The sequence below is a fragment of the Arthrobacter sp. NPDC055585 genome (assembly GCF_053619115.1).
On sequence record NZ_JBSHIT010000005.1, the window covers coordinates 1 to 16,477 of the forward strand.

16 protein-coding genes are annotated in these 16,477 nt (G+C 66.4%); 7 read left to right on the forward strand and 9 right to left on the reverse strand.

What is annotated here, in order from left to right:
• Positions 1-115 precede the first annotated feature (115 nt).
• Positions 116-301 (forward strand): hypothetical protein, encoded by a 186-nt coding sequence (locus tag ACWGQ2_RS09725; RefSeq protein WP_452016700.1) that lies wholly within the window; start codon positions 116-118, stop codon positions 299-301.
• Positions 302-560: 259 nt separating this feature from the next.
• Here ACWGQ2_RS09725 and ACWGQ2_RS09730 read toward each other — a convergent pair whose 3' ends face one another.
• A complete protein-coding gene (locus ACWGQ2_RS09730) occupies positions 561-1,187 on the reverse strand; it encodes a ScbR family autoregulator-binding transcription factor (protein ID WP_452016702.1) in 627 nt (208 codons plus the stop codon).
• Between the two features lie 112 nt (positions 1,188-1,299).
• Positions 1,300-2,349 (reverse strand): hypothetical protein, encoded by a 1,050-nt coding sequence (locus tag ACWGQ2_RS09735; RefSeq protein ID WP_452016704.1) that lies wholly within the window; start codon positions 2,347-2,349, stop codon positions 1,300-1,302.
• 318 nt (positions 2,350-2,667) lie between these two features.
• Here ACWGQ2_RS09735 and ACWGQ2_RS09740 point away from each other — a divergent pair, with 318 nt between their 5' ends.
• Complete coding sequence (locus ACWGQ2_RS09740; RefSeq protein ID WP_452016706.1) at positions 2,668-4,212, forward strand: long-chain-fatty-acid--CoA ligase; 1,545 nt, start codon at positions 2,668-2,670, stop codon at positions 4,210-4,212.
• Positions 4,213-4,236: 24 nt separating this feature from the next.
• On the opposite strand, the gene ACWGQ2_RS09745 is transcribed toward ACWGQ2_RS09740, so the two are convergent.
• Positions 4,237-5,166 (reverse strand): cytochrome b/b6 domain-containing protein, encoded by a 930-nt coding sequence (locus tag ACWGQ2_RS09745; RefSeq protein WP_452016708.1) that lies wholly within the window; start codon positions 5,164-5,166, stop codon positions 4,237-4,239.
• Between the two features lie 133 nt (positions 5,167-5,299).
• Positions 5,300-6,319: an EamA family transporter gene (locus tag ACWGQ2_RS09750; protein ID WP_452016710.1), complete on the reverse strand. Its 1,020-nt coding sequence runs from the start codon at positions 6,317-6,319 to the stop codon at positions 5,300-5,302.
• A 100-nt stretch (positions 6,320-6,419) separates the two neighbouring features.
• Between ACWGQ2_RS09750 and ACWGQ2_RS09755 the strand changes: the two genes are divergently transcribed.
• The 3 genes from ACWGQ2_RS09755 to ACWGQ2_RS09765 all read left to right on the forward strand — a co-directional run bounded on the left by ACWGQ2_RS09755 (position 6,420) and on the right by ACWGQ2_RS09765 (position 10,305).
• Positions 6,420-6,989 carry a CGNR zinc finger domain-containing protein gene (locus tag ACWGQ2_RS09755; RefSeq protein WP_452017225.1) on the forward strand — a complete coding sequence of 190 codons (570 nt, stop codon included), beginning with the start codon at positions 6,420-6,422 and terminating at the stop codon, positions 6,987-6,989.
• A gap of 160 nt (positions 6,990-7,149) precedes the next feature.
• Positions 7,150-9,684: a trypsin-like serine protease gene (locus ACWGQ2_RS09760; RefSeq protein ID WP_452016712.1), complete on the forward strand. Its 2,535-nt coding sequence runs from the start codon at positions 7,150-7,152 to the stop codon at positions 9,682-9,684.
• 204 nt (positions 9,685-9,888) lie between these two features.
• Positions 9,889-10,305, forward strand: coding sequence for a hypothetical protein (locus tag ACWGQ2_RS09765; protein ID WP_452016714.1), 417 nt, complete (start codon positions 9,889-9,891; stop codon positions 10,303-10,305).
• Positions 10,306-10,324: 19 nt separating this feature from the next.
• Here ACWGQ2_RS09765 and ACWGQ2_RS09770 read toward each other — a convergent pair whose 3' ends face one another.
• From ACWGQ2_RS09770 to ACWGQ2_RS09790, 5 genes are all read right to left on the reverse strand, one after another.
• Positions 10,325-10,708: a hypothetical protein gene (locus ACWGQ2_RS09770; RefSeq protein ID WP_452016716.1), complete on the reverse strand. Its 384-nt coding sequence runs from the start codon at positions 10,706-10,708 to the stop codon at positions 10,325-10,327.
• Positions 10,709-10,770: 62 nt separating this feature from the next.
• Positions 10,771-11,361, reverse strand: a complete 591-nt coding sequence (locus ACWGQ2_RS09775; protein WP_452016718.1) for a hypothetical protein — start codon at positions 11,359-11,361, stop codon at positions 10,771-10,773.
• 52 nt (positions 11,362-11,413) lie between these two features.
• Positions 11,414-12,772, reverse strand: coding sequence for an MATE family efflux transporter (locus tag ACWGQ2_RS09780; RefSeq protein ID WP_452016720.1), 1,359 nt, complete (start codon positions 12,770-12,772; stop codon positions 11,414-11,416).
• On the reverse strand, positions 12,769-14,019 hold the full coding sequence (locus ACWGQ2_RS09785) for an MFS transporter (protein ID WP_452016722.1): 1,251 nt from the start codon (positions 14,017-14,019) through the stop codon (positions 12,769-12,771). The genes ACWGQ2_RS09780 and ACWGQ2_RS09785 overlap by 4 nt, the downstream gene beginning before the upstream one ends.
• Positions 14,012-14,932: a DUF4031 domain-containing protein gene (locus ACWGQ2_RS09790; RefSeq protein ID WP_452016724.1), complete on the reverse strand. Its 921-nt coding sequence runs from the start codon at positions 14,930-14,932 to the stop codon at positions 14,012-14,014. Before ACWGQ2_RS09790 ends, ACWGQ2_RS09785 begins: the two co-directional genes overlap by 8 nt.
• A 145-nt stretch (positions 14,933-15,077) precedes the next feature.
• Here ACWGQ2_RS09790 and ACWGQ2_RS09795 point away from each other — a divergent pair, with 145 nt between their 5' ends.
• Both ACWGQ2_RS09795 and ACWGQ2_RS09800 read left to right on the forward strand, forming a co-directional pair.
• The gene (locus ACWGQ2_RS09795; protein WP_452016726.1) at positions 15,078-16,181 is read left to right on the forward strand and encodes a WD40/YVTN/BNR-like repeat-containing protein; all 1,104 of its coding nucleotides are present in this window, start codon (positions 15,078-15,080) and stop codon (positions 16,179-16,181) included.
• Complete coding sequence (locus ACWGQ2_RS09800; protein WP_452016728.1) at positions 16,178-16,471, forward strand: MoaD/ThiS family protein; 294 nt, start codon at positions 16,178-16,180, stop codon at positions 16,469-16,471. The genes ACWGQ2_RS09795 and ACWGQ2_RS09800 overlap by 4 nt, the downstream gene beginning before the upstream one ends.
• Positions 16,472-16,477 lie beyond the last annotated feature (6 nt).

Below are 16,477 nucleotides of genomic sequence, written 5' to 3' on the forward strand. Positions count from 1 at the left end.
CTCTTCGCCATGCTCCGCGACGGCACCCTTTACGAAGACCCTGCACCTAAGAACCTGCCCTCAGCCGCTTGACGAAAACCATAGAGGCACCCCCCCCGGGACCGGACTCACGGTGGTGAGCTGGCTGATGCGCCTGGGCTTCCTGCTTTCCCCGCCGGTGGTCGGCGCCGTTGCGGACGCGGCCGGACTTCGGTTTGGGCTCCTGGTCATCCCGCTGGCCGGACTCGTGGTGCTGGCTGCCTCGCCGGTGCTCGCCAAGCGGGACGGCAACAGGACTCATGGCGCCAGGGAAGCTGTTTAGGCCTGCAATCAGTACAGGCGGGTGGCGGCACAAGCCTCCACCCGCCTTCCCCTACTGCGAACCGGCAACGGTTCCTGCAGCAGACCTCCGCAGGCTAGGCCGCGGTACGTCCGGATATGCAGGTACCGGGCTACCGGCTTTTTCTCCCAGTACCCCCCCACAGCCCAGATCCTAAGGCTTTTTAGTCCTTAAAACAAGACGGTTGACCGGTTTTGTCCCTGCCCAGGAAGTAAGCGCCCCGGCGCAACCGGCGCCGGGCCTATGCCTGGGAAAAACGGGCCAGTTCGCCCGTGCTGCCGGCAAGAGATGGGGTAACCACACCCGGCAGCATGAGCTCCCACATCTGCTCTACGCGCTCCACCAGGTCGTCCCGCCCAGTGAGGACTGATGACATGATCTGCACTCCGGTCAGGGAAGCAACAACCAGGCGGGCAAAGGCTGCTGCGTCAATGTCCCGACGGATCTGCCCCCGCTCCTGGGCCTGGGCTGCAAGCCGCCCCATAACGTCAACCCAGTCCTGATAAGGCTGCCGGACGTCTTCGTGAAAGATCGAAGCTTCGAGGGTAAGTCTGGTCCCTGCCCGGACAATGGGGTTCTGCAGCAGGTTGAGTGCGAATGTTCGACAAAGCAGGATCATCGATTCCAGCGGGGGCAGAGCCTGACTGAGCACGGACGCATTGCCTGCAGTGAAAAAGCGGTGCTGCTCTGCGATGACGGCCCGCGCCAGCTCGTCCTTTGACTGGAAGTGGAAATAGAGTGCCCCTTTGGTAACCCCGGCCCGCTCCGCAACCTGGCTAAGTGAGGCCCGGCCGTAGCCCAGCTCCTCAAAAACAGACGCTGCCCCGGAGAGTATGGCGTCGCGTGTGGCTTTTGCCCTGTCCTGCAAATCTTTGATGGTTCGGTCCTCCGCTCGGCACTGCCCCCTCCTCCAAGTTAGATGCAAATCAATCAAGACGGAAAAGGGTTACAGTACTCTCCGCCCCCGGACCGCGGATAAGTCATCCTGCCGAAGCGATCTCGTTGGGAATTCGAGCGAGCTCTGCCGTGCGGACCACCTTGCCCTGCCCCAAATCCACCGCCAGCACCCTGGACCCCCCGGGATCGGTGACGAACGCAGTTCCATTGAGGACATGCAGTGCAGGGCGCGGCGCCTGCCAATCCCCCGGTTCTTCCCACGGATCAATTACTTCGATCCGTGATGTCACGGCCCCGGTCCCGGGATCAAGCACGTGCAGTGCTCCGTCGGTTCCCAGCACCACCGCCTCCCCGGCAGGCCCGCGCCCCAGCGAACGGAACGAGTAGCTGGTCCCAAGCTCCACCAGGCGGAGCCGCGCTGCAGCCGTGTCGACAAGAGCTACCGTTTGAGGGCGCTCCAGTGCGGCGCCGGGGGCCGTCTTGTAATCCGCCAGCACCACGGAAGACCCGGGTGAACCGGCCTGGTTCCCCATCCGCCCGTAGCCGTCCGGGCTCGGTACCTTGACGAAGCCTCCGTCCCGGTAAACAAGCATTCCGTCCTCGCAGCCGAACACCACGGCCCCGGCAGCCCCGGCCTCACCGTGCAGTCCCGGGCACTCATCACTGCGGAGGACCTCCGAACCGTCGCCGGCCAACACCGCCGCGCCGTCCTGCCCCGTTTCCGATCCCAGGCTGACAAACACACGCCCGTCCTCAAGCGGGACGGCGACTCCGTGATGCGCCTCGGCCAGCTGTATCCGCTCAGCCGCCAGCTGCTCCTCCCCCAGACTGCGGGTGTCCACAAGGTCGACCGTGCCGGCGGCGTCGTCAAAGAACGCTGTCCGTCCGGCACCGGCCACTACATGCCCAGGCTTTCCGGCGTCCACCAGCCCGCCAGTAAGCGCCGGATCGACGGTGTAGTGGTGCGCGTGGTGGCCATGGGCCTCGGACCAGCTGCCGGTGTCCAGCACATGGAATCCGCCGGCGGCAGACACCGCCAGATGCCGCCCGTCTCCGGCGTTCGACAGCCTGAGGAAACCTTCCAGCGGTATCTCGGTGAGGAGTTCAAGCGATTCGGCGTCAAGGACACTCAAGCCCCCGTCATGCGTAAGCACCAGCCGTGGTGAAGCGGAGGCATTCTCCTGGATGGCCGGCCGGGATGCCGGTCCCGGGGCCGGCGGTCCGTCAGCTGGCGCCCCTGGCTGCGTCGCACAGCCGGCGAGAAACAGTATTGAAAGGGCCAGTGCGGCCGCGGATGAAGAAGACGTGTTCATGCTGGAACCGTAACTTAAATGAGAATCATTATCGTTAAGTTACGTGAAAACGACCCTTGGGCATTCCACCTGTGCCGGCAGGTTGGTAGCCTCGCAGCACTGCGGCCTTTTTGCCGCGCCCGATCAAAGGAGATCGCCATGGCCAACCTCGCCGGAATCCTGACCGAAACTGCTGCCCGGGTCCCCGACCGCCCCGCCCTGCGGATCAATGACACGGTCATCAGCTATTCAATGCTGAATGCCATGAGCTCCAAAGTTGCGGGACTGCTCCGTGCCCGCGGGGTCCAGCGCGGTGACCGGGTTGCGCTCATGATGCCCAACATTCCGCCGATGGCCTCCGTCTACTACGGAGTGCTCCGCTACGGGGCAGTGGTGGTGCCGATGAATCCGCTGCTGAAGGCACGCGAAGTGGCGCACACCCTCCAGGACTCAGGCGCGGGACTGCTCTTCGCTTTCGAACTGATGCTTCCCGAGGCCACCGCCGGAGCTCAGGAAGCCGGCGGCGTCGACGTCATTCCGGTCAATACGGGCAGTTTCCGGCAGCTGCTGGAGGACAGCGAAGCGGATGACTCAGTGGCGGAGGTGGACGGAGAAGACATTGCCGTCATTCTCTACACCTCGGGGACCACCGGCCGCCCCAAAGGCGCCGCCCTCACCCATGACAACCTGCGCAGCAACGCCGAGGTGGCGCAGAACCTGCTGGACACTGCGGAGACGGATGTCATCTTTGGCGGGCTGCCCTTCTTCCACGTTTTCGGCCAGACGTCCGCGCTGAACGCAGCCGTGCTCACCGGAGCCATGATCAGCCTGCTGGCCCGGTTTGACCCCGCTGAAGCACTGAAGATCCTGGAACGGGACAGGGTGACCATCTTCCAGGGCGTGCCGGCCATGTACATTGCCATGCTGCGCCATCCGGACCTCGCACAGACGGACACCTCCTCGCTGCGCGGGGCGATCACCGGCGGGGCACCCATGCCTCTGGAGGTGCTGCGCGAGTTCGAGGACGTCTTTGGCATTGACCTGCTGGAGGGCTACGGCCTGTCCGAGACCTCACCGATCGTTTCCTTCAACCTCCCCGGCGGCGGACGCCGTCCCGGCTCGATCGGGAAGCCGGTCTACGGCATGGAGGTGCGAATGCTCGACGGCGAGGGCCACGACGTGCCGATCGGCGAGATCGGCGAACTCTCCGTCCGCGGCCTTGGGGTCATGAAGGGGTACTGGAACAACCCGGACGCCACCGCAGCTGCGATACCGGACGGGTGGTTCCGCACCGGCGACCTGGCCCGCTTTGACGAGGAAGGAAACATCTACATTGTCGACCGCAAAAAGGACATGATCCTGCGCGGCGGCTACAACGTCTATCCGCGCGAGGTGGAGGAAGTCCTCTACGAGCACCCGGCGGTCTCGGAGGCCGCCGTCATCGGCGTTCCGGATGACGTCAACGGCGAGGAAGTCGCCGCCGTTATCGGGCTGAAGGCCGACGCCGCACCGGCGGGCGAGGAGGACCGGCAGGTCCTGGCTGCCGAGATCCAGCAGTTTGCCAAGGACCGCCTGGCCGCCTACAAGTATCCGCGCCGGGTAGTGTTTGCCGACGAACTGCCGAAGGGCCCCACCGGCAAGATCCTCAAACGCCAGATCCGCGACGAGCAGGCCGGGGTGCCTGCCGCGGCCACGGACGCCTAGCCGGCACTGCTCCGGCAGGGCCTCCTAGCGGGAAACCTTGCCGGTCAGCGCGGCTACCGGCCGCAGGAACAGCGGCCGGGCCGCCACCCAGGCCGCGGCCATGATCACCACGGACGCAGCGAAGAACCAGAACCCGGTCCAGCCCGTCCCGTCACTCGCGGCATACATGTGGTTCAGGTTCCGCAGCGCACCGGTGGTCAGGACCAGGGTCACATGAACGACGATGAACAGCACGAAGTAGACCATGACCGGGAAGTGCAGGGCCCTGGCTGCCTCGATCGGGAAGACACGGTTCAGGCGCTCCGCTTTCGCCGGCCACGACGGCGACATCCGCAGGCCGGTGAGGATGGCTAGCGGGGCAGCGATGAAAACGATCGAGAAGTAGGAGAGGACCTGCAGGCTGTTGTAGTTCACCCAGCCGTTTTCCATGGGCCAATCCAGGGAAGCGTACTGCAGTGCCGTGGAGACGGCGTTGGGAAAAACGTCCCAGCTGGTGGGAACCAGCCGCATCCACTGTCCCGTCGCGAACAGCAGGATGTAGAAAACCAGCCCGTTGGCTACCCACAGCACATCCAGGCTGAAATGGAACCACAAATCGAGGCTGATCTTTCTCGGCTGGTTCCGGGTCCGGATTAGCCCCTTGTTGTTGCGGGTCCAGGACCCCACGGGACGCTGCCGGGTCCGGATCAGCCAGCCGGAGCGGATGATCAGCAGCAGCAACAGGGAATTCAGGAAGTGCTGCCAGCCAACCCATGCCGGAATGCCTACCGGCGCGGAGCCGGGGAGTTCCGAATGGCCCGGATAAGTCAGCAGGAATTCCTGGCCGGCCGGCGTTTCCCGCAGCCACCGTGCAGCCAGCACAATCGCTGCCAGGACAAGCAGGACGGCGGGGATCATCCAGACCAGCCTGATCCAGCGCGGCCGGGTTCCCGCCTTCCCCGCCGCGGGACTCATGACGCCGCCGCCCGAGCCGGGGAGGCCAGCCGGCACACCAATCCGGCCGGATACGGAGTGGAAGGGTGCATTATGTGGCTCTTCCGTTAGTCCTGGTGCCTGTCTCTGCCGGCGAGCCTACCCGACGGTGCGGCTACTTCAGCGGGCTGCCGCTGGTTTCCTCCGCGGGCAGGGCTGGAACAGCCTCCCCTGATACATCCGGAAGGTCGGTCTTCCGGTCCAGGCGCACCAGAACAAGACCTGCCACAATCAGCCCGCCTCCGGCCAGCTGTACCGGTCCCGGCAGTTCCGAGAGCAGCAACCAGGCCCACAGGACGGCGAACAGGACCTCAGTCAGGGACACGAACGATGCCACGCGCGGTCCCAGTGCCCGGGCGGCGATGATGCCGGTGACATAGGCGAGCACCGTGGAGAGCAGCACCAGCCCGATCAGCGGGACCCACCACCGGGTGACCCAGCCGGCCAGAATGACGTCGCTGGTACTGAAGCCCGTGGGCAGCAGTCCGGTCAGTCCGAGCAGGAACATGGTTGCGGCGCCCACCAGCAGGCCGCCCGTGGTGAGGACCAGCGGCGGAAGGGTGTCATTCTGCTTGGCGGTAATAAAGAAGTACATGGCAAGACAGACTGCCGCGGCCAGGCCCCAGAGGATTCCCAGCGGATCAACCCGCAGGTCGCCGCCCAGATCCAGGACCAGCACAAGTCCTGCAACCGCGGCCGCGGCGCCGACGATGGTGGCTGCACCCGGACGGCGGCGGGTCCGCGCCCAGATCCACAGCACCATCAGCACCGGTGCGAGAAACTCCAGCAGCAGTGCCACACCGACCGACAGCCGCTCCACGGCGTTGAAATAGAAGAACTGGCATCCGGCTACGCCGGCAAGGCCAAAGAGTCCGATGGTTTTCCAGTTCTGCCGGACCTGGTACCACCGCCCGTGAAGCGCTATCAGGGCAGGGATCAGAAGGACCGCCGCTGCACCGCCCATCCGCACTGCCACAGCGGTGGCAGGCGTCCAGCCTGCTTCCATCAGGGACTTCGCGAAGGATCCGGACAACCCGAATACCGACGAGGAGAGCAGCGCGATCAGCAGTCCTGATGCGCCTGCGGAACGGATCCGGGCAGTCCCCGGGACTGCAGCGGAAATGGGCTTTGCCATGACTGACCTTTCAAGGAACGGGCCCGCTCCCCCATGGACGTGTCACGAGCTATCTGGGCCTATGCTAGTGACACTAAGGTTCGCGATGTCAGGGGTCAAGATGGTTTTCGCTTATGACACGGAAGTGGCCCTGGGAAGTGCCGCCGCACTGGTCAACACCGGCTACCAGGAACCCGATCCGCTTGCTGATGATGCGGGCCTGACCGGCTTCCTCACCGCCGAAGGTTTCTCCGGATCCCGCACGCACACGCCCGCCGAACTCCGGGCAGTTCACCGGCTTCGAAGCGAACTCACCGTCTTATGGACAGCCGGGGAAGAGGAACTGGTGGACGGGATCAACCGCCTCCTCTCAGGCGCCAGCGCACTGCCTCAGCTGGTTCGGCACGATGACTGGGGCTGGCACCTGCACTGCACTCCGCCGGAAGCGGCACTGGCGGACCGTATGGCCACCGAAGCTGCAATGGCTCTGGCAGATGTGGTCCGGGCCGGTGAACTCGGCAGGCTGAGAACCTGCGCTGCGCCGGACTGCCAAAGCGCCGTCGTCGACCTTTCCCGCAACCGTTCCCGGCGCTACTGCGACACCGGCAACTGCGGCAACAGGGAGCATGTCCGCGCCTACCGCAGGCGCCTGGCCGAGGCCGAACCCGCTGCCGGAGGAAAAAACAAGTAGCCTTCCGAATTGCTCTTCGGGGTCCCGCCGGTTAAGCTCCCGGGTATTCCGGCCCATCAATCAGGCCGGTTTCGTATCAGTCTCGAAGCTCCGGTCGGACAGCCCTGAGGCATGCCCGGACGCAACGGGGCGTCAACATGCCTAATGGGGGAATTACATAATGACGAGAGCAGCGCGGGTTCTGCCCGCACCAATCCGAGCCGTGGCAGCAGCCGCAGCACTGGCGGCAGGAGGGTTCCTGGTTGGGGTTCCCGCCCAGGCGTCGCCCGGTTCGGGCGGCGCGGAGGAAGCCACGACGGCCATCCAGCCGGCAGACGCCCTGGAGGGCGCACCGGCAGACCTGGCTCCCGGGCTTGCTGAAGCCCTGCAGCGGGACCTCGGCATCACGGAGGAGCAGTTCCGGGCTGCGGGCGAGGCAGGCCAGCGAGCCGCTGCGGCCCTGCCTCAGCTTCAGGCAACGGCGGGATTCGCCGGCCTGGAACTGAAAGACGGTGAAATCATCGTTTACGGAACCGGAACCGAGCTGGAAGAACAGGCTGAGGCTCTTGGGGCCCGCCTGCAGGCTCCCGTTGACGCGGGTGAGCCGGCTCCGGCGGACGCCGAAGAAGCCGACGAAGCCGGGGACGCAGGGAACTCGGCAGAGGACACGGAAACTGAACAGCCTGTTCAGACTGAGCCGGAACCCGCTGCCGGGGAGGAATCCGGCGAAGCTGACGCCCCGCAGGCCACGCGCACCGCATCGGACCTCTCCGCACTGGCCCTCGACTACATTGCCAGCTTCGGCGTAGAGGGACTGCAGTCGGTGGCGCTGGGTGCAAACGGCTACACCATCAGCGTGGCGGATCCTGATACGCCCCGCCCCGCTGCCAGCGCCCGTATGTCCGCTGCAGCAGCAACGGTCACACCGGCAGAGTTTGCATCCTCCTACGCCAACGTCACGGTGAAGGATTCCGCCGGCGCCGGAACGCCGCTGGCTGAAGAGGTCTTCGGCGGCCAGGGCTACTACGGCGAGGCAGGAGCCGGCATGTACGCGAGCTGTTCCGTCGGTTTCAACGGCTGGGACCCGGAGGGCAACCCGGCCGTCATCACTGCCGGGCACTGCACCGGCGACGGAACCATCAGTGCCACAGTGCTGGCACCGGATGCCGAAGGCGAATCGGCCACCACCAAGCTGGGCACCTTCGGAACCTCCGTCTTCGGCGGCTTGGGCAACTCCCCGATCGATCCCAATAATCCGGACCCGGCAGCCATTGGCACTGACATCGCTGTCATCAACTCGGTCAACGAAGACCTGGACCTGTTGCCGGAAGTGACCCAGTGGAACGGCGCCGGCCTGTCCGAGACCACCACGCGGATCACCGGAACGGGCACCGCCGTCGCAGGCCTGCCGGTCTGCCGCTCCGGCCTCACCACCGGCTGGAAGTGCGGCACGGTCACCGAGCTGGGCATCTTTATGGTTGCCGGCCACAACCACAGCGCATCGAACTCCGATGTCCGCGCCGTCGTGGGCTTTATGTCTGACCTGGAAGCCGCACCCGGCGACTCCGGCGGTCCGGTTATTGCGGGCAACACGGCACTGGGGCTGGTCAGCGCAGGTTTTGACACCAACGGCGACGGCGCCCACGACGCAGTCGGTGCCGCGGACCTCTCTGACGCACTCTCCTACACACCCGGCTACACCATCGCCGCGTTCTTGGAGGCCCCCGCCCTCGATGTGAAGAACGGGGACACGGTTTACACCGACCAGGTGCTTACCGGCACCGCTCCGGCCGGTTCCGTAGTACGGATCAGCATCAACGATGCTGGAAACGAGATTCCCGCCGCAGCGGACGGCACCTGGTCCGTGAAGGTTCCCCGAACCGTTGCGGACGGGGAAACCACACGCATCAGCGTCAGCGCTGCCAACGGGTTCAACAAGTCGAAGACCACCGTCTACGAGCTGGTTACCGAGCACTCGGCACTGGATGCTCCGGTTCTGCTCTCCCCCGCTGACGGATCTGCGCCGGTAGGCGCTCTCAGCACCATTGAGGGCCTCGCCGAACCCGGCGCCACAGTCGAGATTGAACTGGGCACCGCCGGAAATGGTGAAGAACAGGGCGCCCGCGCCCTGGCAGCAGGCGAAGCCATCACGGTCACCGCAACTGACTCCGGTGCGTTCTCCGCCAAGCTGGATGAGCCCCTGACACCCGGCAACTACACCCTGTCCGCCACCCAGGACGGGATCACCGGCAAGAAGGTCTCCGCCGCCGCGGCAGCAGCCTTCTCGGTGCTGCACCCGGCACCGGCGATCACCTCCGTCCGTGACGGGGAGGTCTTCACCGAAGCATCCGCGCCCCGGACCATTTCCGGCACGGGAATTGCCGGGGCTGCCCTGACCCTGGGCACCGGTGGCGCCGACGCTGAGACGGTCGTTGCGGAAGACGGCACCTGGAGCGTTGAAGTGGGCGCCTTCGCCCCGGGCGAGTTCACCGTAACCGCTGTCCAGGAGCTCGACGGCGTCGGATCCGCGCCTGCCACGGCCACCTTTGAGGTGACCGCGCTGCAGGCAGCGGCCGTCACCCGCACTCCGGACGGACTGGCCTCTACCGGAGCCGACGGCGGTTCCCTTACCGCGCTGCTCTCAGCCGCAGGCGTACTGCTGCTGGGCGGAGCCGCGGGCATCGGCTACAGCCGCCGCCGCAGCAGCATTAGCTAGGCATCAGGCAGGTCCGGGAATCCGCGCATCCCGCGCGGATTCCCGGACTTCCGTGTTTAAGGGCCGGGGACGGGCCAGGCAGCGGCCCCGAAGAATGTGCTCGAAGCCGGCCGCTTTCGGGCGGCGGGACTGACCGGGACCAGAACGGAAAACTAGACTGGTGGGGTCGAGCAGTACGGCATCCCAAGCCTCCAGGAGTCTTCTATGGAGCAGAAACTGCGTTCCGCCCTGCCCGCCCGCACCGCCTGGACCGTCTTGGCAATCTGCGCGTCCTTCTGGGTTCTTTCCGCCCTGGGACTTTTACAGATTCGCGCGTCAGTACCGCCGGTGTTTATGTTCTTCTGGCTCTACCTCAACGCCTTGGCCACGCTGTTCAGCGCCGTGGCTGCAGTGGCAGCTGTCGCTGCGCTGCTGCTTCACCGCCGCGCCGCCCGTGTACCGGAGCCCTTCGACGCCGGACCGGCGCCCCGGAGTGGTTCAGTGCTGGACGAGGCCGAGGAAACCGGCCTGGATCAGCTGCTGGAGGGGCCGCTGGCCCCGCTGGCCCCTGAACCTGCGGCGGGCAGGGTTGTCCCGGAGGAAGCAGAACGGCAGCAGCGCAGAAAACGCCGCAGGCGGTGACGGCGGCAGGACCTGCGGGTTAGTCCTTGCCCTCGCCGGGCTCGTCCGGCTCCGCAGCGGCGGCTTCATTGGCCGCGGGGGCTTTGCCGGGTGCGGCAGGCGCGCCAACGCTGCCGGCGCCGCCGGGAATCTTTGCTGACGTCCGGTGCACACCGGAGCCTTCGCTGAGGTGGTCCGGGTTCGGCTTCTCCGTCATAAGCAGCAGCGAAGAAATCAGCAGGGAGACAATGAACGCGATCCCTGCTGCAGTCAGACCGAGGTCAAGGCGCAGTTCCTTGGTGGCTCCGCCGGTGGCGAAAATCATGGTGGTAATGCCGGCAATAACTGCCAGGACTGCGGAGAAAACCAGCGGGGCCTTCACGGAATTCCGTTTCTGCGTCCCACCGGGCTGGCTCTTCGCCACTATTGTCCTCCTGCGTTGTCGGCTGGGCGGTCTTCTACCTTCGGTAGAAGCCGCGGATGGTACTAGTTTACGGCCTTCGACGCTTCGGTGCTTTCCGGGGCCAGGCTTGCGTCGTGGCGCAGGCCCAGGCCGGAGATCGCCAGGACCACGGCAATGATGACGGCGGAGCCTCCGCTGACGCCCAGCAGAGCGCGGACATGGCTGCTTTCAGCCAGCCCGAGGAAGGCCGGCATCAGCGCGGCTGCGCCGATCGCAGCGGCTCCGGTAATCAGCCAGTCCCGTGCCGGCGTGAAGCTCTTGCGCACCCGGAACCAGAAGGCGAACTCGATGAGACCGCCCACCAGCAGTGCCGCGCCGCCCACATAGGCGAAGACCGTAATGGACTGGACCGCTGTAACAATGACACCGGCTGCTGCGTACACCGCCGCGGACAGGAGCAGCGCTCCGGGGACCTGCGGCGTTGCGCAGGAGCGAGCCAGCATGGACATGCGCCACACGCTCACGCCGGTCAGGACGAAGTACAGTCCGCCCGCGAATGCGAGCACGGAAAGTGTGGGTTCCTGCCAGAAAATGGTCACTCCGCCGTATACCGCGGCAATCGCGGAACGGAGAAGAATCGGAACCCAGGGTGCTTTGGGGTGGGGTGCGCCCACGGCGAGCCTCCGCTTTCAGGTTGCTTGACGGCCGGTCCGGCCGATCCTTAGCTTAGTCGTTCGTTTTCCCTGTTGCCGCACCGGTAACCATCCACGCATCTGATCGGGCACGCCACGAAAGCGTCACTGCACGGGCGGCCATGTACCCCAGGCCAAAGGCGGCCCACAGCCAGGCGATCCCGGACCCGCCCTCCAGCCCCGAGGCGTGGACCCACCAGAGCAGCGGCAGGTAGGCCAGCAGGTTCAGCACACCGGTCAGCGCCAGGTATTTTGCGTCCCCGGCGCCGATCAGCACCCCGTCCAGGACAAACACCAGGCCGCAGATGGGCTGGGCAGCAGCCAGGACCCACAGGCCTGCCGTCAGCGCCTGCACCACCCCGGGGTCCGTGGTGAAGATCCAGCCTGCGAAGGGTGCGGCCACCGCGAGCAGCACCCCGGTAACCACGCCAAAACCAACACCCCAGACGGACATCTTGCGCGTGAGCTCCCGGGCCAGGGCACGGTTCCCGGCACCAAGTTCCTTACCGATCATGGCCTGCGCGGCGATCGCCAAAGCATCCAGCGCGAACGCGAGGAACGTGAAGAAAGTCATAACAAGCTGGTGGGCGGCCAGGGAGACCTGGCCCTGGGCGGTGGCCACGACGACGGCGGCAAGCACGGCGATGCGCAGGCTCGCTGTGCGCAGCATCAGCCAGGATCCAACCTGCACTCCTGCGGCGATTCCGGCGCCGGTGGGCCGCAGGGATACGCCCTGCCGCCGGGCCATCCGTGCCACCATCACGAGGTATGCGGCAGCCATGCCCCACTGGCTGATGCTGGTGCCCAGCGCGGCGCCTGTTACTGAAAGGCCAAAGCCGTAGACGAGCATGAAATTCAGCCCAATGTTGACACTGAATCCGGCCACCGCCACAACCAGCGGCGTCCTGGTGTCCTGCAGTCCGCGCAGCACGCCGGTGGCGGCCAGCACCACCAGCATTGCGGTAAGCCCGGGCATCGACCAGCGCAGGTAATCCACCGCGTACCGGTGTACCTCGCCCTCCGCTCCGAGCGCTCCGGCAACCCACGGTGCCAGCAGGACCCCAGCCGTGGAGAGCACTACGCCAAGCAGCACGGCCAGGGCTATCCCGTCGCGGCCCGCAGCAACGGCTTCACGGTGCCGGTTCCCTCCGAGGAATCTTGCCACCGTGCCTGTGGTCGAATAAGCAAGAAAAACCATCAGCCCCACGGCGGTCTGCAGCACGGTGGAAGCCAGGCCGACGCCGGCCAGTTGGCTGACGCCAAGATGACCAACGATTGCGGCGTCAGCGAGCAGGAACAGCGGCTCTGCGATGAGCGCACCAAGCGCAGGGAGGGCCAGGGCAAGGATCTGCCGGCCGAGGGTCCGGCTGGCGGCGGGGGTCCTGGTTTTCACGGTTCCAGCCTACGGCCGGTGCGGGCGTTTCCACCCGGCTCCGGGCGGCCCGGAAGGGTGGCAGCCAGGGACGCGGCGATCGCCAGGAGGGCCAGCACAAAGCCGGCGAGCCCGATCCAGCCTGCACCCTGGAAGAACAGTCCTGCGGCCCAGCCCACCAGGCTGGAACCACTGTAATAGGCCAGGTTGTACAGCGATGAAGCCTGAGCCCGGCCGTCCGTGGCCAGCACTGGAACCCAGCCGGAGGCCACGGCGTGCGCACCGAAGAACCCGCCGGTAAAGATCACCAGTCCCACAATCACTGCGGCAAGGGACTGGAATAAGGTCACCGCCAGGCCAAACGCCATTACGGCGGTGCAGGCCAGCAGCACGCTCCGCCGTCCGCCGGCAACACGTCCGGCCCTCCGGCCCGCAAAGCGGGAGGACCAGGTGCCGGCCAGGTAGGCGAGAAAGAGCGAGCTGGCCAGTGACTGCGGGAGGTTGAACGGCGCGAGCTCCAGCCGGAACCCCAGGAAGTTGTACACGGCCACGAAGCCGCCCATCAGCAGGAAGGCCTGCGAGTACAGCACCAGCTGGCGGCCCGAGCGCAGGTTCACGGCCAGACGGGATGCCAGGGAGGCATCGCCGTCGGCCCTCCGGCGGGGAAAATAGCCCCGCTGCCGCGGAGCCGCGAGCATAAAAACGACTGCGGCTGCCGCAGCCAGCAGACTGACCGCCGCAACACCTATACGCCAGGAGGAATATTCCCCCACGGGTGCCGCAAGAATGCGCCCGGCCAGCCCTCCCATGGTGGTCCCGGAAACGTAGGTCCCGGCAGCCACCGCCGCGTGAACGGAACTGACTTCCTCGCTCAGGTAGGCCAGCGCGACGGCGGGAATGCCGCCAAGCGCGGCGCCCTCGGCGAACCTCAGGACCAGCAGCACTGAAAAGTCAGTGGACAGCGGCACCAGCAGGCCAAGAATCACGGCGGTAATGATGGCCGTACGCATGACCGGCAGGCGGCCAAAGCGGTCAGCCGCGGCTGACCAGGGAATGACGGCCACGGCGAGGCCGAGTGTAGCTGCGGAGACGCTCAGCGCCGCCGTCGCTGCGCTGACGCCAAAGTCCGCGGCCAGCTGGGGCAGTAGTCCCTGCACCGAGTACAGCTGCGCGAACGTCGCAATACCGGCCGCCGCCAGACCTACCAGCACACCGCGGTAACCGGCGCTGCCCCTGGCGTGCCCGGCGAACTCTGCCGCTTCAGCCACGGCCGGCACCGGTCCCCGGTCCGGTCCCGGCCGGCGGGCTTCCTGCGGCCAGGGCAGACAGTTCGCGGGCCAGGTTCGCCCGGGCGGCGCTGCCCCACAGTTCCTCCCCCCGCCGGGTGCGGTACAGCCCGGTCCCCCGTGCCAGCAGGGACTCAAGCACCCGGCGCCGCCCGTCACGGAACACGGAGTCATCCAGGTGCCGGTACTCCCGCCGGACATCCGCCGCATACCGGTCATAGTCCGACGCCGCCCGGCCCAGCACGGCAAGATCTGCGTCGCAGAGGGTCTTTCCCCGTTCATCGCCCGGCGCCGGGTCATGTCCGCCGGTGAGCCGGATAAGCCGTGCTGTCTCTGCAGCCTCGGCGGCAGGTACTCCGGCCGGAGGCAGGAGTTCCTCAGCAAGCGCGGCAGAAGCTTCTTCATCGGACCCGGGGACGCCGTCGTACACCGCGTCGTGGAACCAGGCCGCCAGCAGCACCGGACGCTCAGCGCAGCCCAGCCGGTGCAGCGCCTCCAGCACCTGCAGCAGGTGCCGGCGGTCGTGATAATGCCGGTGCGGCTCTCCCCAGCGGTTCAGCAGCTCGGCCCCCAGCTCCGCGGCCCCGGGAACCAGGGATTCCCAGCGCCAGCGCAGCGGGTGGACCAGGGAGGCTGCCCGTTCGCGTGCCGGAATGCGCAGCCCGCCGGCGATCAGCGCACGCACCAGGGTGGCGCCGTCGACCGGCCTGGCACCGGCAGCCACCAGATCCGCATGCCGTTTCTGCGGCACGTCGTAGTGGTCCCGGTCAAAGGCCCGGCGCGGGATACCGGCTGCCGCGGCAAAGGTGTGGAGTTCTTCGAGTGACGTATCGGAGACCAGGTGGGAGAAGAATGTGCCGTGGGCGGGCCACAGGGGCGGATCGATGTAAATCAACCGCGCCCGCCCAGGGAAATTGCAGGGACCATTCCTCCATCCTTAGTCCACCTGATGCACAATTTCCATCCGGCCCCCGGCTGCCGTCCTGTCTGGCTTCGGAACTCCCTTGTCCAGCCGGTCCATGAATGGTCCAATATCTGCCATGACGCAGACCGGGGACACCCTCCTTGCCATCGGCACGCGCAAAGGGCTGTGGCTGGCTCACAGCACCGACCGCGCAGGCTGGAAGCTGAACGGACCGTTCTTCCTGATGAACGAGGTGGCCAGCGTAGCGCTCGATACCCGGCATTCACCGCCGCGCATCCTCGCTGGCCTGCTGTCCCCGCACTGGGGACCCACCGTCGTAATTTCCGATGACCTCGGTGAGACCTGGACGGAGCCCGAGGCGGGAGCCATCACGTTCCCGGCTGAAACCGGTGAGGCGCTGGGACGCATCTGGCAGCTGCAGCCGGACTCGGCGGAGCGGCCGGGAGTCGTCTGGGCCGGCTGCGAACCGATCTCGGTGTGGAAGTCCACGGACGGCGGCACCAGCTTTGAGCTCAATGAGGGCTTGTGGAACCACCCGCACCGCCCGGACTGGGGAGAGGGCTACGGCGGAGCTGCCGCGCACACCGTGCTTCCCAGCCCGGCGGATGAGAGCGTGCACGTGGCCATCAGTTCCGGCGGCGTCTACCGCTCCGACGACGGCGGCCAGTCCTGGGCGGCACGCAATAAAGGCATTTCCGCCTACTTTATGCCGGATCCGAATCCCGAGTTCGGCCAGTGCGTGCACAAAGTGGCGCGCGACGCGGAGGATCCCGCCTGCCTGTACGCACAGAACCACCACGGTGTTTACCGCAGCAACGACGCCGGGGACACCTGGGTCTCGATTGCAGACGGCCTGCCGGCCGACTTTGGATTTGTGATGCTTGCCCATCCCCGCACCGGGGGCACGCTTTGGACCATTCCGCTGGTTGCCGACGGCGAACGCATCCCGCCCGGCGGGGAGCTGGCCGTTTATCGGAGCACGGATGCCGGGGAATCATGGACCCGGCAGGATACCGGCCTGCCGCGGAGCGAATACAACGCTGTCCTTCGGGACGCCGCCGCCGTGGACACCGCCGAACCCGTGGGCGTGTACTTCGGAACCCGTGCCGGAGATGTATATGCCAGCGCTGACGAGGGAGACACCTTCGCTCTGGTCGCCTCCAACCTGCCGGACGTGCTCTGTGTCCGGGCCGCTCCGCTCGAAAGCCGGATACCGTGACCGAAGGTGAGATCCGCGTGCTCCTTCCGGACGTGCTGGCTCCCGCGGCGGGAGGCACACGGGAGCTGAGTGTTCCCGGAGCAGCGGGAATGACCGTCGGTTCCCTGCTGGACGGGCTGAGCGACCGGTTCCCGGTACTGGAACGCCGTATCCGTGACGAGACCGGTACGGTGCGCCGGTTCGTCAATATATATATAGACGGAGAGGACATCCGCGGCCTGGACCGGCAGCACAGTGAAGTCAGCCCCGGCGCGGAGGTGATGATCCTCCAGTCGATCGCCGGCGGATGAGTACAC